The sequence below is a fragment of the Klebsiella sp. M5al genome, assembly GCF_002090195.1.
GTDB classification, from domain to species: Bacteria; Pseudomonadota; Gammaproteobacteria; order Enterobacterales; family Enterobacteriaceae; genus Klebsiella; species Klebsiella grimontii.
In genome coordinates, this window is the sequence record NZ_CP020657.1 from 3233553 (window position 1) to 3247886 (window position 14334).

The window sequence follows — 14334 nt, forward strand, 5'->3', positions numbered from 1 at the left end:
CGGGGGCGAAAGCCCCCAACCTGACAGGCATAATAATATGGAATATTCACAATGAAACTCTCTGAACTCGCGCCACGAGAACGGCATAACTTTATTTATTTCATGCTGTTCTTTTTCTTTTACTATTTCATTATGTCAGCCTACTTTCCTTTTTTTCCGGTGTGGCTGGCGGAAGTTAACCATTTAACCAAAACCGAGACAGGGATCGTATTCTCCTGCATTTCGCTATTCGCCATCATTTTCCAGCCGGTATTTGGCCTGATTTCCGATAAGCTCGGCCTGCGCAAGCATCTGCTGTGGACGATTACGATTTTATTAATCCTGTTTGCCCCCTTCTTTATTTTTGTTTTCTCGCCATTGCTGCAGATGAATATCATCGCGGGCGCGCTGGTGGGCGGTGTATATCTGGGGATCGTTTTCTCCAGCGGCTCCGGGGCGGTAGAAGCCTATATTGAACGCGTCAGCCGCGCCAACCGTTTTGAATACGGTAAAGTGCGCGTCTCAGGCTGCGTCGGCTGGGCGCTGTGCGCCTCCATCACCGGTATTTTGTTTAGTATCGACCCCAATATTACCTTCTGGATCGCCTCCGGTTTCGCGCTGATCCTCGGCGTGCTGCTGTGGGTCTCAAAACCGGAGAGCAGCAATAGCGCTGAGGTTATTGACGCCCTGGGCGCCAACCGTCAGGCCTTCTCAATGCGTACCGCCGCCGAGCTTTTGCGGATGCCGCGCTTCTGGGGCTTTATTATATACGTGGTTGGCGTCGCCAGCGTCTATGACGTTTTCGACCAGCAGTTCGCCAACTTTTTTAAAGGCTTCTTCTCCAGCCCACAGCGCGGCACCGAAGTCTTTGGCTTCGTGACCACCGGTGGGGAATTACTCAATGCGCTGATCATGTTCTGCGCGCCGGCGATTATTAACCGAATTGGCGCCAAGAATGCCCTGTTAATTGCCGGGTTGATTATGTCAGTGCGAATTTTAGGCTCGTCTTTCGCCACCTCGGCGGTGGAAGTCATTATATTAAAAATGCTGCATATGTTTGAGATCCCGTTCCTGCTGGTCGGCACCTTTAAATATATCTCCTCGGCATTTAACCCAAAACTCTCGGCGACGCTGTTCCTGATCGGCTTTAATTTATCGAAGCAGCTTTCAGGCGTGGTGCTCTCGGCGTGGGTAGGACGGATGTATGACACCGTCGGCTTCCATCAGGCTTATCTGATCCTGGGCTGTATCACCCTGAGCTTTACCGTTATTTCGCTGTTTACCCTGAAAGGCAGCAAAACGCTGCTGCCGGCCACGGCATAACACCAGGCCGCCGGAAAGCCTCCGGCGGCGATTCGTTTCCGGGCCGGATTAGGCCCGTGCCGCTAGTCGGCGATCCGCGTTTCCCCGTCGCGATTTTCCAGCCCGTAAAGTCGTGCTTGCGCCATGGACGAAATTAGCTCCGCCAGCTCGGCGGAGTGGCTGGTCAACCAGATTTGGCTATAGCGCGAAGCTTCGACAATGAGCCGGGCCAGCGCGGGAAACATCTGGCGATGCAGGCTGTTTTCCGGCTCGTTAATGGCCAGAAATGCCGGAGGACGCGGGCTCAACAACGCCACCGCCAGGCACAGGAAGCGCAGGGTGCCGTCGGACATCTCCGCCGCCAGTAAAGGCCGCCAGACGCCGTTGCGGCGCATCTTTACCGAGAAACGCGAGTTTTCGTTTTCACAGTAGAAGGTGCACTCCGGAAAGGCTTCGCCGAGGATCTCATGCAGCAGCTCTTCGGCGCCGATTTCCACGATGGTCTGAAAGGCGGCGGCGAGGTTGTGTCCATCGCTGTCGAGCACCGGCGAGCGATAGCCGACCGTCGGATGGCGCAGCGGCGAGAGCCTGCCGATATTGAATTCGTGATAAAAGCGCCAGCGGCGCATGGTTTCCCTGACCCGCGAGACTTCCGGAAAGCGATGCGGCTCGCCCAACTGGCCAAAAATCGATTCGTTCTCGTAAATCGCGTCGGTAAAGGTGCTGCGCTCCCCGTTGACGTCGACCAGGAACGCGGCCTGATTTTTACGCTCCAGCACGCGCGATGACGGGCGTCGGGAAAATCCCGCCAGCCAGATCGACTCCTCTTTAACGATCGGATCCAGCTGAAACTGGGTGGGATAAGGCAGTTTTTCCGGAAAACCCACCTGCAGCTGGTAGTCAAACTCATCGGTCAGACAGCCAATCTGCAACCGTCGCGGAAAGCGGTCGGTCGGCGCGCTCGGCCCGGACCACATGATATTTTCCAGACCGCCCTCATCGCTGATATAGCCGGAGAACTTCCCGTCGGCGCAGGCGGTTAACAGGTGGATGGCTTTGTAGATATTGGATTTACCGCAGCCGTTGGGGCCAAAGACGATATTCAGCGCCCCGAGTTCCAGCTCAATATCCCTGACCGATCTGAAATTTTTTATCCGGATATGGTTAATCATAGATTCCCGAAACTGAGAAAAGCGTTTTGCGCTACGGTGTCGGAGGCACAAGAAAAACGAAATATGATCCGACCGGACGACAGATCGCCGCCCGGCACCGGCTCAACTGAAGAATTTTTTCATACCGCGGGTTAGCGCCACGCGTTTGAGTTTGTCCGTATCCTCATGGCTCTCGTTGAAAACGCCAAAAAAATAGCATTCATCATCAATGGTTTGCGACACGATCCTGTAGCTCAGCGGCTGGCCGGATTTCGCACCGTACTGCGCAGGGGTCACGGAAACCTCCGTCGCGTTATCGGCAACGCTAACCATCAGGCCGTCGCCCTTCCCTCCAACCAGCATCACCTTAATTAACGGGTGCACCATGTCCCTCCCGGGTTGAGGTCAATGATTAATTGTCGATGGCCTTGGGCTGGCAGTTGGCCGTTGAGCCGCTGTGGCCGGACTTGTCTTTAGCAGAGACCGGCTGAGCGCCCTCTTTGCCCACAACGGGCGGTAACGGCACACCGTCTTTGTCCACCGCAGGCGGCGCCGTCCGGCAGGTCGCCGTTTTGCTGGCATCTGCGGCCCACGCAGGCGTTTGCAGACTCAGGATCGCCAGGGGAGCAAGCCATATCGCGTTCTTCAGTACATTCTTATAGTTCATACCGGCCTTGAGTTAAAAAATTTCTTTCTTATGCTGCGCTAAGCGCTGATTATTAGTAGCAAAAGCTGACAAATGATGAAGGAAAAAAGAGGAATTGTGAATATCAATAGTTCTTATTTATGAATAGCCACCTTTCCCGCAACGGCGTTTGCGGATCTTATCGCCAGGAATTAACTTAATCAATTGAAATAATGGGGCTGCTACTCATTCTGGCCAGGTTTTTGCGCAATCAACTTAGCGCTTCTGAGGTCGAAACAGCAGCCTGGTTTATATCCCAAACGTTGTAGAAAATTCCTGGAGTGGGCTATACCGCAGGCTGAGCATTGGTACTTCGCCTGTCAGCCACTAGACTTAAATAAGTCAAACGAAAGGAGACTCCCATGTCATCACAAGATTATGAAAACGACGCGCAGAATCTGGCCGACAAAGTCGGTAATAAAGTGAATGAATTTGCCGGGGAAGCCCAGCAGCAATTTGGTGATGCGGTTGATTCGCCGAAACATCAGCTAAAAGGCGCGGCCCGGAAATACGCCGCTCAGGCTTCGGATGCCGTTTCAGAGGTCTCTGAGCGCGTCAGGGAAAATCCCCTAACCGGGCTGCTGGCGGCCGGCGCCATCGGGCTGGTGATTGGCTTGCTGGCGGGAAGGAAATAACCTATAAGGCCCTTTGGGCCTTAATTTTTGAACCTCAAGCACACCCTTATGCATAAGCCAACTCAGATCGCCACAACGTCAGCAACCTCAAACTGAAAAACGTACGGGTCGGAGAGCAGCTGATACCGCTCATCATCCGCATAGGTTACCGCCACGTGATAGTCTTCACCGGCAAAGGCGATGACGGCATCCAGATTATTCCAGTACGTGGCCAGAAAAAAATGTTCCCACTCCCCCTGCGTTTCCCGCCTGACAAACGCCCCCGCGTTGCCGGTGATGCCCCGAGAATGTTGCACGCCTGTCGCCTGCAGATGAAGCGCAAACGCATCGCCAAACGCCACGGGAACACAGCCGTGCCAGGTTCTGACAATCATCACCAATCTCCATAATCAATTACGCAAAGTGCATTTATAGCAAATAAATAGCAAAAAAAGAGAATTTTTATGCACTTCATAACAAGCAAACCATACCGCATGGTACATACCCGACATTTGCAGGTATAATCTCACTCATTATTCAGCGGATTCAGATACCAAGATGACAAAACTCACCTTACAAGAGCAGATGCTAAAAGCCGGACTCGTGACCAGCAAAAAAATGGCCAAAGTTCAGAGGACGGCGAAAAAATCCCGCGTTCAGGCCCGTGAAGCCAGAGAGGCGGTGGAAGAGAATAAAAAAGCGCAGCTTGAGCGAGATAAGCAGCTTAGCGAGCAACAAAAGCAGGCCGCGCTATCGAAAGAGTATAAAGCGCAGGTTAAGCAGCTTATTGAAATGAATAAAATCGATATATCCAAAGGCAATATTGATTTTAACTTCACGGATAACAACTTTATTAAAAAAATCGCCGTGGATAAACTGACCCAGGCGCAGCTGATTAGCGGTCGTCTCGCCATTGCCCGTCTGGCTGGTGATAATGACGGTGAGAGCCAATACGCGATTATCCCGGCGAGCGTAGCGGATAAAATCGCCCAGCGCGACGCCAGCAGCATTGTTTTAAACAGCGCGCTGAGTGCGGAAGAGCAGGACGAAGACGATCCGTATGCTGATTTTAAAGTTCCCGATGATTTGATGTGGTAAGCAACGCGGGCCTCCGCAGACCGGAGATTCAGGCGTAGTCTATGCGGGCATTGTGCTTTACGCTGCCCGCGGCAAAAATTGAGTAGATAAACGATTAACCAGGCGGTAACGGCGATGAACGGAACGATCACAACATGGTTTAAAGATAAAGGTTTTGGATTTATCAAAGATGAAAACGGCGATAATCGCTATTTTCATGTGATTAAAGTTGCCAACCCTGAACTGATTAAAAAAGATGCGGCTGTTACGTTCGAACCCACCACGAATAACAAGGGTTTGTCAGCTTACGCGGTGAAAGTCCTGCCGGAAAGCAAATATATCTATATTGCAGGCGAGCGGATTAAGCTTACGTCGATCAAATCTTTCCTGGTATACAGCGAGGAAGAGCCCGCCGATGCCCGCATTGATAAAGAGAATGCGGTACTCTCCGTGGGCCTGTTGATGGGAAATATCAGGCCAAAATCCGCCGCGAAGCCCGGCGAAATGCGCTCGGTGAAAAAGCTGGCTATCACCACCTTCCAGGGGAGCACCCTCATTTTCTCGGAAGATGAGATTGATATTGAGGCCACGGTAAAACTGCTTAAAGTGTAACAACATACAGTGAACCAAACCGGGCTCCGCGCCCGGTTTGAGACTTATGACCCACCCGTTTTCAACATCTGCCCCATATCTCCGCCGGGCGGTGGCTAACCGGTAGCGCCAAAACCCAGGAGGCGAAATTAATTGCAGCGCTGAGCTAAACGCAATATTTATATACGCTCCTGCGCGCGATCGCTCTATCTCCGTAAATTAAATTCCTCAGAATAAGCTAATTCGCATCATGTGTTAAAACCAGGGTTATTATACAGCACAAAGTGAACAGCATTTAGATTCGCATCATTTATCCTCGTAGCCAAAAACAAATTTGGTGATGTTGATGACTATATTTAAAAGCTTACTCTCCTTTCTTGGTGCGGCTTGCGCCAGCGCATTTGTGGTACTTAGCCTGTGGGTCGATATATACTTTTGGGATTATAATATTTCGGAACTATCACTGACCGAAATTGTGCAGGAGTCCGTTTTAACAGCCATCGTATTTATTCATTTCCTGCTTGCCAGGCGGTATAAAGCTATGCGCTACTGTAATATTCTGGTTGGCGGTTTTTTCCTTGCCATGCTAATTCGCGAACTGGACGCCCTTTTTGATCTCATTGCTCACGGTAGCTGGGTATGGTTTGCGCTGATTGCAGCTCTTTTAGCCTTAATTCATCCAGTTATTCATTATCGTCAGACCCTGCACCAGCTAGCACAATATACTCGTACCCCCTGGTACGGCCTATTAATCAGCGGCCTGTTGGCTATTCTGGTCTTCTCCCGACTCTTCGGCATGCAAGCCTTATGGCTGGCCATTCTCGATGGCGGTTACGTTCGGGTGGTAAAAAACGTCGTAGAGGAAGGCTGCGAATCATTCGGTTATATGCTTTGTCTCACCGCCTCGATTGGCTATTTTTGCACTTTTCGCGAAACGTTAGCGCAGAAATCATATTGAACCATCCGCTCTTAACGGCTGTCCCGCAAAACAGAGGTTTTGCCGAGTTGAGGGGGCGAACGCTTCCCTACTCCAGGTTCCTTCTGCCAATCTTGATGGCAGGCGTAACGCCTTGATGTCATAAGTAAGGTAAGTCCTAAATATTCTCAGCGCTTAACTGTTTAATGGTTTTGCCCGCAGCGCGAGGATAAAATTTCGCTGCTATGGTACTGCCTCCATAGCAAATTGCTCACCTGCAGCTCTTGCATACGGTTCGCAGGTGAGCAACCTCACCCGCAGTGAAAAATGCAAATGCGTGCCGGGCATGCCCGGACACTGCTGCAGAGTAACCTCGCAAATCCTGACGAGTCTGAGCATTCCTTTTCGGGAAAAAAGACAAAAAAACCGGGCGCTGCGCCCGGTCTTCTTCTACTCGTTAAAACGCGCGACTAACTCAGCCCGCGGTTTTCCAGCATCGGCTCAATCTGCGGATCGTGTCCGCGCCACTGGCGATAAAGTTCTGCTAAATCAGTACTATTGCCGCGAGACAAAATCGCTTCGCGGAAGCGCTGGCCGTTTTCACGAGTTAAACCACCCTGCTCAACGAACCACTGGTAGCCGTCATCCGCCAGCATCTGCGTCCACAGATAGGCGTAATAACCCGCGGCGTAGCCGCCGCCGAAAATATGCGAGAAGTAGCTGCTGCGATAGCGTGGCGGTACCGCGGCAAGATCCATACTCTCCGCGTGCAGGGCCGCGGCTTCAAACGCATCCACGTCCTCGGGTAGCTTATCCACCGTCACGCTGTGCCAGCGCATATCCAGCAGCGCCGCCGCGAGCAGTTCGCTCATATCGTAGCCTTTATTAAACTTCGCCGCGCGGAACATGCTGTCGCGCAGCGCTTCCGGCATAGCTTCCCCGGTTTGATGATGCCGCGCATAGTGGGCAAACACCTGCGGCTCGCTGGCCCAATGTTCATAAATTTGCGAAGGAAACTCCACAAAATCGCGCGGGGTATTGGTTCCTGACAGGCTGGCATACTTCTGGCTGGCAAACAGGCCGTGCAGGGTATGACCAAATTCGTGGAATAAAGTGATGACCTCATCCCAGGAAAGCAGCGCGCTGTGTCCGGCTTTGGGTTTCTGATAGTTACAGACGTTGTAGATAACCGGATGCTGCGCTCGCAGGGTCGATTGTTCGACAAACACGCCCATCCATGCCCCGCCGCTTTTACTATCCCGCGAGAAGTAGTCGCCGTAGAACAGCGCGATCCCCTCGCCGTTAGCGTCGATAATTTCCCATACCTGTACGTCAGGGTGATAAACCGGAATATCGAATCGTTCGATAAAGCGAATACCGAACAACTGTGTCGCCGTCCAGAACACGCCATCGCGCAGGACGCGGTCGAGGGCAAAATAGGGTTTTAACTGCGCTTCATCGATGGCAAATTTCGCCCTGCGCACCTGCTCGGCGTAATAGAGCCAGTCCCAGGCCGCCGCGCGGAAATCGCCCCCTTCATTATCAATAACCTGCTGGATATCCGCCAGCTCCTGCTCGGCCCGCGCCCTTGCCGCCGGAGCGATTCGTCGCATAAAGGCAAACGCCTCCCCCGGCGCTCCCGCCATCTGATCGGCCATTGACCAACTGGCAAAGTCGTCCGCGCCCAGCAGCTGCGCTTTACGCGCGCGAATTTCCGCCAGCCGCAGCACCAGCTCGCGGGTATCATTCGCATCGCCCTTCTGATTGCGCGTCCAACCGGCCGCAAACAAGTTCTCTCGCGTCTGCCTCTCCTGCAGCGAGAGCAGCGCGGGCTGCTGGGTGGTATTGAGTAAAGGCAGCAGCCAGCGACCGCTTAATCCCTTATCCTGCGCGGCCTCTGCCGCTGCGCTTATCTCTTCGTCGCTAAGTCCCGCGAGCTGATGGACATTCTCCACCACCAGACCGCCAGATTTTACCGCCGCCAGCAGGCGCTGCTGAAACTGGCTTTGCAACGCTGCCGCTTCGGTATTCAGCGCGCGAAGCGCCGCTTTTTGCTCATCCTCAAGCATCGCGCCCGCAAGGGTAAAACGTTGCCAGGTCACCTCCAGCAAACGCCGGGATTCGCTATCCAGAGAGAGCGAATCCCGCTGCTCCCACACTCGCTTCACCCGCTGAAAAAGCGCATCGTTAAGCCAGATATCATTCGCCAGTTCCGCCAGCTCGGCGGAAAACTGCTCATCAAGCGCCTGAATGGTCGGGTTGGTCTCCGCTCCCGCCATCGCGAAAAAGACGTTCGTCACCCGCGCCAGCAGCTGGCCGCTCTGCTCCAGGGCCTCCAGCGTGTTGGCAAAATCAGCCGGCTGGGGGTGATTAACGATGGCGGCAATCTCCGCGCGCTGGCGGCGAACGCCCTCGTCGAAGGCCGGACGGTAATGACTCACGTCAATCACATCGAAACGCGGCGCCTGATAAGGCAGCAGGCTGACGCTGAAAAAAGGATTGTTCTCCGACATCTTCATCTCCTGAATACGATTATTCTGTAAGATTAGGCAACTCATTGATTGACCGCAATGATTACTCTGTTAACCGCCGCGATCGGCCTCCTTTGCCCGATGATTTCCATTACCCGCCACCGGGATCGCGTGCTATGGTATGAAGACACAAAAAGCGTTGAGGAACAGTAAGATGATTATTCTGGTTACCGGAGCAACAGCGGGTTTTGGGGAAAGTATTACTCGCCGTTTTATCGCTAACGGTCACAAAGTGATTGCCACCGGGCGCCGCGAAGAGCGCCTGAAAACGTTGAAAGATGAGCTGGGCGACAACCTTTATACCGCCCAACTGGACGTACGCAATCGCGCAGCCATTGAAGAGACGATCGCCGGGCTGCCCGCCGAGTGGCAGGCGATTGATATTCTGGTCAATAACGCCGGACTGGCGCTGGGTCTTGAGCCCGCGCATAAAGCCAGCCTTGAAGACTGGGAAGACATGATTGATACCAATAATAAAGGGCTGGTTTATATGACCCGCGCCGTCCTGCCGGGGATGGTTGAACGTAACCGCGGCCATATTATCAATATTGGTTCGGTCGCCGGCGCCTGGCCTTATGCCGGCGGTAACGTCTACGGTGCGACCAAAGCTTTTGTGCGCCAGTTCAGCCTCAATCTTCGTACCGACCTTCACGGCACCGCCCTTCGCGTGACCGATATTGAACCCGGCCTGGTTGGCGGCACCGAATTCTCCAACGTGCGCTTTAAAGGCGATGACGCTAAAGCCGAGAAAGCTTACGAAAATACCCAGGCCCTGACGCCGGAGGACGTGACCGAAGCGGTCTGGTGGGTCGCGACCCTGCCAAAACACGTCAACATCAACACCCTGGAACTCATGCCGGTCAGCCAAACTTTTGCCGGGCTGAACGTTCACCGCCAGGGCTAAGCTCTGTGACCCGGCCAGCAGGCCGGGTCTGGGCTGAAAGAGAAAAAACACGTAAAATAGCGCAAATACCTCATAAAAAAGTAATTATCCATGGCCGCAGAAGCACAACTGAATCCGACACAGCCCGTCAATCAGCAAATTTATCGTATCCTTCGTCGGGATATCGTCCATTGTCTGATCCCGCCAGGCACCCCGCTTTCGGAGAAGGAAGTCTCCGTGCGCTTTGATGTTTCTCGTCAACCGGTTCGCGAAGCCTTTATTAAACTGGCCGAGAACGGTTTGATCCAGATCCGCCCGCAGCGCGGGAGCTACGTGAATAAGATCTCTCTCTCGCAGGTGCGCAACGGCTGTTTTGTCCGCCAGGCCATTGAATGCGCCGTGGTGCGGCGCGCCGCCGGGATGGTGAACGATGAACAGCTCTACCAGCTTGAGCAAAATCTAAATCAGCAGCGTACGGCGGTCGAACGCCAGCAGTTAACCGATTTTTTCCAGCTGGATGACGAATTTCACCAGAAGCTCTCGCAAATCGCCGACTGCCAGTTAGCCTGGGATACCGTCGAAAATATTAAAGCTACCATCGACCGGGTGCGCTATATGAGCCTCGATCATGTGACTCCTCCCGATATGATGCTGCGTCAGCATTACGATATTTTCCAGCCGCTGGTCGCCCGTGACCCGGACGCGGTGGAAAAAGCGATGAGCTTACATCTGCAAGAAATTAGCGAATCCGTGCTGCTGGTACGTCAGGAAAATAGCGACTGGTTTAGCGAGGAATAAAATGCGTCGCGGCAGAATATACCGTCTGCCGCTCTGGGTTTATTATGCGGACTATCTGACCACCAGAACCGGTATTTTGGCGTGACGTAAAATCGACTCCGCGTTTGAACCAAGAAGATGAGTTGATATACCCGGTTTACGGGAACCAATAACAATAACGTCAAATTCCTCATTGCTGCTCATGGCCAGGATTTCATCGCGCACGTTGCCAAATACCACTCTGGAATGAATCCGCCCGGCGGGTATCGAGAACAGACGGGATAGGGTCTTCATCTTTTTCTCTGACTCTTCGCGCATATAGGCTTCAAACTTACGGATATCGGCGGCAAAACCGCGTAAAATCGAGCGGCTGCTGTTCGGCAGAACGTTGAGCAGCGTAATTTCCCCTTCATCCGCTGATGCTAAAAACTCGGCATGGCGAACCGCCTTATCGCTTAAATCCATTTCAAAAACGTCTACGGGTAGCAAAATTTTTTTGTACATAGTCCGTTCTCCTTTTTTTTCTGAGGAAACTTAGTAAGTTAACTCATCATGACATATTTACTGCGGCAGGAGAACGAATAATCACTCAGATAAATATTTAATTGATTAAAATAAATTCCACTTATTTATACTTAACTGTTGTTAGATAAAGTTATGTATATTCAACGATCTGGATCAAAGTTTATTCCAGACGGGAAATATTTTCAGGCGGGAAAAGCGCCCACTGATAAAGCGCGATGGCAGAGCCGCCGGGATCGGCGGCACGCGGGCGAAATAGATTAATTTGCCTGAGCCCAGGCCGCTACGGTAGCTTTTGCGCCGTGCGCTTGCAGCGATAAATAAGCGCGAACCACCGCGTTGACGAAACGGCTCTCCTTGGGCAGGCTCAAACCAAAAATAGCCTCAATACCCAGCAGCGCCCGTACGCGTTCTTCGCCGTCTTCGCTGTTCTGAACGGTTTGCGTAATCACCGGCAGCATAGGATCGGAGATTTCAATCGCCTGCCCCTGGTCATCCACCCCGCTCACATAGCGCATCCAGCCCGCGACGCCCATCGCCAGCAGAGGAAAGTCGCCGCCATCCGCCAGGTGCCAGCGAATCGAATCCAGCATCCGCTGCGGCAGTTTCTGACTGCCGTCCATGGCGATCTGCCAGGTACGATGTTTGAGCGCCGGATTGCTATAGCGCTCGATCAGAAGCCCGGCATAGCGTGCCAAATCCACACCCTTCACGCTCAGCGTCGGCGCCTGTTCAGCCAGCATCAGCGTATGCGCGGCGCGGCGATAGTTTGCGTCCTGCATGCAATCATTAATATGCTGATAGCCAGCCAGATACCCCAGATAAGCCAGAAAAGAGTGGCTGCCGTTAAGCATGCGCAGCTTCATCTCTTCAAACGGCAGCACGTCCGACACCAGCTCGGCGCCGGCTTTTTCCCACTGCGGACGCCCGGCGACAAAGTTGTCTTCGATGACCCACTGGCGAAACGGCTCGCAGGCGACTGCTGCCGGGTCACGCACGCCGGTGAGCTGTGCAATTTTATCCAGCGTATCGGCAGTCACTGCCGGAACGATACGGTCAACCATAGTCGAGGGGAACGTGACGTTGCGCGTAATCCATTCGGCCAAATCAGCATCAACGGCGCGAGCATAGGCGCAGATGACATTACGCATGACGTGGCCATTTTCCGGCATATTGTCGCAGGACATCACGCTGAAGGCCGGCAGCCCTGCCGCTTTGCGTCGAGCCAGGGCTTCGACTACGACGCCGGGCGCGGATTTCGGTTGCCGGGGATTTTGTAAATCGGCCGCAATCAGCGGGTGATCCAACTGCAGCTCACCGCTGGCCGGAGAGTGGCAGTAGCCTTTTTCGGTAATGGTCAATGACACAATCGCGACCTGCGGCTCGCACATTTTTGCCAGCACGCTCTCCAGACCATCGACCTGGGCGTGCATCGCCTGCTTGACCACGCCAACCACGCGGGCGGTCCAGGCATCCGCTGACATTTCAGCGACGGTATAAAGTAAATCCTGCTTCTGGAGATCGGCGATCTGCTGCTCGCCGCCGATCAGGTTCACTTCGGTATAGCCCCAGTCGCTGCCGTGTTCTGTCGCCAGAATATCGGCGTATACGGCCTGGTGAGCGCGGTGAAATGCGCCAAAGCCCAAATGAACGATACGCGGAATAAGGCGGTTGCGATCGTATGCCGGCAGCGTGGCGTTAGCTGTTAAAAGCATATTTTCCATGATGGCTCTCATAGTTATGATTTCTGATTTCCCACGGAGGGGGTGGATATAAACCATCTCACGCAATTGGTATGACATCTTTGATATTCATCAACTACCATACAAGAAGCTGGATGGCTAGATTTTCGCAATAACCGCTGGCAAAAGAGGTAAAACTGCCGGGCTAAAAGCCCGGCAGTTTCCTGTTTACGGCTATCATCTTAGGGTGCGGACTTGATGCGTTTTAAATATATTGCCCGCTGCGGACACTTTTAGGCTTTGGCGCGCAGTCTGCGGCATCATTCAGCAGGCTCAGATCGCGGTCGCGGACTTCAGGCATCAGGATCGCGGAAATTAAGCCAATAATGGAATAGCACACCAGCATAATCACAATCGGCATCCATGAACCGGTCATATTGCAGAAAATACCGGCCAGCACCGGGCCAAATCCTACGGCGACGAGGCCACCCGCCTCTTTTGAAATTGCCATGCGGGTAAAGCGGTTACGCGAACCGAACATTTCCGCCATGGTGATATTTTCCAGCGCAAACAGCCCTAACACCGCAATATTATGAATGACGATCAATGACGCCATAATAGTGCTCGCGCTGTAGCTCTTATCCACAATAATCGACAGCATTGGCCAGGCCAGAATAATGGCTGAAATATTGACGATAATATACGGTATGCGACGCCCCACCTTATCTGACAGCCATCCGAGGAATGGAATGGTAATAAAGCCAATAACAGAGCTGATCATTAACGCATCGGTAGGAATTGCCTTATCAAACAGTAAGGTTTGCACCAGATAGCCCGCGAGGAACGTTTGCAATAACCCTGAATTTCCGGCCTGTCCGAAGCGCAGACCCGTCGCCAGCCAGAAGGATTTACTTTTTAGCATGGCGCTAAAGGTCCCTTCCTGCGTTGCCATCTCATTCTGTAGGCCGCTGTCTTCGCTAACCTGCTCAAAGACCGGGCTCTCTTTCAGATTAAGACGCAGCCAGATGGCAAAAATCATCACCACTGCGCTGGCCAGGAACGGGATTCGCCATCCCCACGCGACGAGCTGCTCGCGATCGAGCACGAAGAACATGACCGCCCAGATAGCCGTGGCGCTTAAGGTGCCGCAGTTGGTGCCCATCGCCACCAGCGAAGAGATAATCCCGCGCTTACCTTTCGGCGCATATTCCGCCAGCATGGTACCGGCGCCTGATATTTCTGCGCCTGCGCCAAGCCCCTGAATAATACGTAAGGTTACAAGCAACACCGGCGCTAAAATACCGACCTGAGCATAGGTTGGCAGTACGCCAATGAGGGTCGTACAGATCCCCATCATGGTGATGGTAATAAACAGGACCTTTTTGCGCCCAATACTGTCGCCCATTTTACCAAAAATAAAGGCGCCGACGATTCGCGCGATATATCCCGCGCCGTAGGTTCCCATTGCCAGAATCAAGGCCATCGCGGCGGATTGTTCCGGGAAAAATATTTCATGGAAAACCAGCGCCGCCCCGAGGGAATAGAGCTGGAAATCCATAAATTAGCGGGCTATTTTAACTAACCATGTAATAGCCCGATGTAACCGGGGATTTTTCAATGTGTT

Annotated in this window: 14 protein-coding genes and 1 pseudogene; 7 read left to right on the forward strand and 8 right to left on the reverse strand. The window is 53.0% G+C overall.

The window, feature by feature from the left end; all coding sequences use genetic code 11:
- The first annotated feature begins 51 nt into the window (after nt 1–51).
- Nucleotides 52–1302: an MFS transporter gene (locus BWI76_RS15425; protein WP_004136277.1), complete on the forward strand. Its 1251-nt coding sequence runs from the start codon at nt 52–54 to the stop codon at nt 1300–1302.
- 62 nt (nt 1303–1364) lie between these two features.
- Here BWI76_RS15425 and BWI76_RS15430 read toward each other — a convergent pair whose 3' ends face one another.
- From BWI76_RS15430 to BWI76_RS15440, 3 genes are all read right to left on the reverse strand, one after another.
- Nucleotides 1365–2453 (reverse strand): AAA family ATPase, encoded by a 1089-nt coding sequence (locus BWI76_RS15430; RefSeq protein WP_004119778.1) that lies wholly within the window; start codon nt 2451–2453, stop codon nt 1365–1367.
- A gap of 102 nt (nt 2454–2555) precedes the next feature.
- The gene (locus BWI76_RS15435; protein WP_004136273.1) at nt 2556–2816 is read right to left on the reverse strand and encodes a hypothetical protein; all 261 of its coding nucleotides are present in this window, start codon (nt 2814–2816) and stop codon (nt 2556–2558) included.
- A 28-nt stretch (nt 2817–2844) separates the two neighbouring features.
- The gene (locus tag BWI76_RS15440; protein ID WP_004136271.1) at nt 2845–3099 is read right to left on the reverse strand and encodes a hypothetical protein; all 255 of its coding nucleotides are present in this window, start codon (nt 3097–3099) and stop codon (nt 2845–2847) included.
- A gap of 380 nt (nt 3100–3479) precedes the next feature.
- On the opposite strand from BWI76_RS15440, the gene BWI76_RS15445 reads away from it, so the two are divergent.
- Nucleotides 3480–3752 (forward strand): DUF883 family protein, encoded by a 273-nt coding sequence (locus tag BWI76_RS15445; RefSeq protein ID WP_004136268.1) that lies wholly within the window; start codon nt 3480–3482, stop codon nt 3750–3752.
- A 62-nt stretch (nt 3753–3814) separates the two neighbouring features.
- On the opposite strand, the gene BWI76_RS15450 is transcribed toward BWI76_RS15445, so the two are convergent.
- Entirely contained in the window at nt 3815–4126 is a 312-nt protein-coding gene (locus BWI76_RS15450) for a hypothetical protein (protein ID WP_004136267.1), read from the reverse strand.
- A 163-nt stretch (nt 4127–4289) separates the two neighbouring features.
- Between BWI76_RS15450 and BWI76_RS15455 the strand changes: the two genes are divergently transcribed.
- The 3 genes from BWI76_RS15455 (at nt 4290) to BWI76_RS15465 (ending at nt 6357) form a co-directional block, all read left to right on the forward strand.
- On the forward strand, nt 4290–4829 hold the full coding sequence (locus BWI76_RS15455) for a DUF2058 domain-containing protein (RefSeq protein WP_004136266.1): 540 nt from the start codon (nt 4290–4292) through the stop codon (nt 4827–4829).
- Nucleotides 4830–4943: 114 nt separating this feature from the next.
- Nucleotides 4944–5420 (forward strand): cold-shock protein, encoded by a 477-nt coding sequence (locus BWI76_RS15460; RefSeq protein WP_004136265.1) that lies wholly within the window; start codon nt 4944–4946, stop codon nt 5418–5420.
- 325 nt (nt 5421–5745) lie between these two features.
- A complete protein-coding gene (locus BWI76_RS15465) occupies nt 5746–6357 on the forward strand; it encodes a hypothetical protein (protein ID WP_004136264.1) in 612 nt (203 codons plus the stop codon).
- Between the two features lie 428 nt (nt 6358–6785).
- On the opposite strand, the gene dcp is transcribed toward BWI76_RS15465, so the two are convergent.
- Nucleotides 6786–8828, reverse strand: coding sequence for a peptidyl-dipeptidase Dcp (gene dcp / locus BWI76_RS15470; RefSeq protein ID WP_004136263.1), 2043 nt, complete (start codon nt 8826–8828; stop codon nt 6786–6788).
- A gap of 172 nt (nt 8829–9000) precedes the next feature.
- Here dcp and ydfG point away from each other — a divergent pair, with 172 nt between their 5' ends.
- Entirely contained in the window at nt 9001–9750 is a 750-nt protein-coding gene (gene ydfG, locus BWI76_RS15475; RefSeq protein ID WP_004119732.1) for a bifunctional NADP-dependent 3-hydroxy acid dehydrogenase/3-hydroxypropionate dehydrogenase YdfG, read from the forward strand.
- Between the two features lie 90 nt (nt 9751–9840).
- Nucleotides 9841–10527, forward strand: a complete 687-nt coding sequence (locus BWI76_RS15480; RefSeq protein ID WP_004136262.1) for a GntR family transcriptional regulator — start codon at nt 9841–9843, stop codon at nt 10525–10527.
- Between the two features lie 51 nt (nt 10528–10578).
- Here the strand turns inward: BWI76_RS15480 and BWI76_RS15485 are convergent, their stop codons facing one another.
- From BWI76_RS15485 to BWI76_RS15495, 3 genes and pseudogenes are all read right to left on the reverse strand, one after another.
- Nucleotides 10579–11010 carry a universal stress protein gene (locus BWI76_RS15485; RefSeq protein WP_004136261.1) on the reverse strand — a complete coding sequence of 144 codons (432 nt, stop codon included), beginning with the start codon at nt 11008–11010 and terminating at the stop codon, nt 10579–10581.
- A 278-nt stretch (nt 11011–11288) separates the two neighbouring features.
- Nucleotides 11289–12752: a mannitol dehydrogenase family protein gene (locus BWI76_RS15490; RefSeq protein WP_004136260.1), complete on the reverse strand. Its 1464-nt coding sequence runs from the start codon at nt 12750–12752 to the stop codon at nt 11289–11291.
- Between the two features lie 223 nt (nt 12753–12975).
- A pseudogene (locus BWI76_RS15495) lies at nt 12976–14271 on the reverse strand (MFS transporter); the annotation flags it as partial.
- Nucleotides 14272–14334 lie beyond the last annotated feature (63 nt).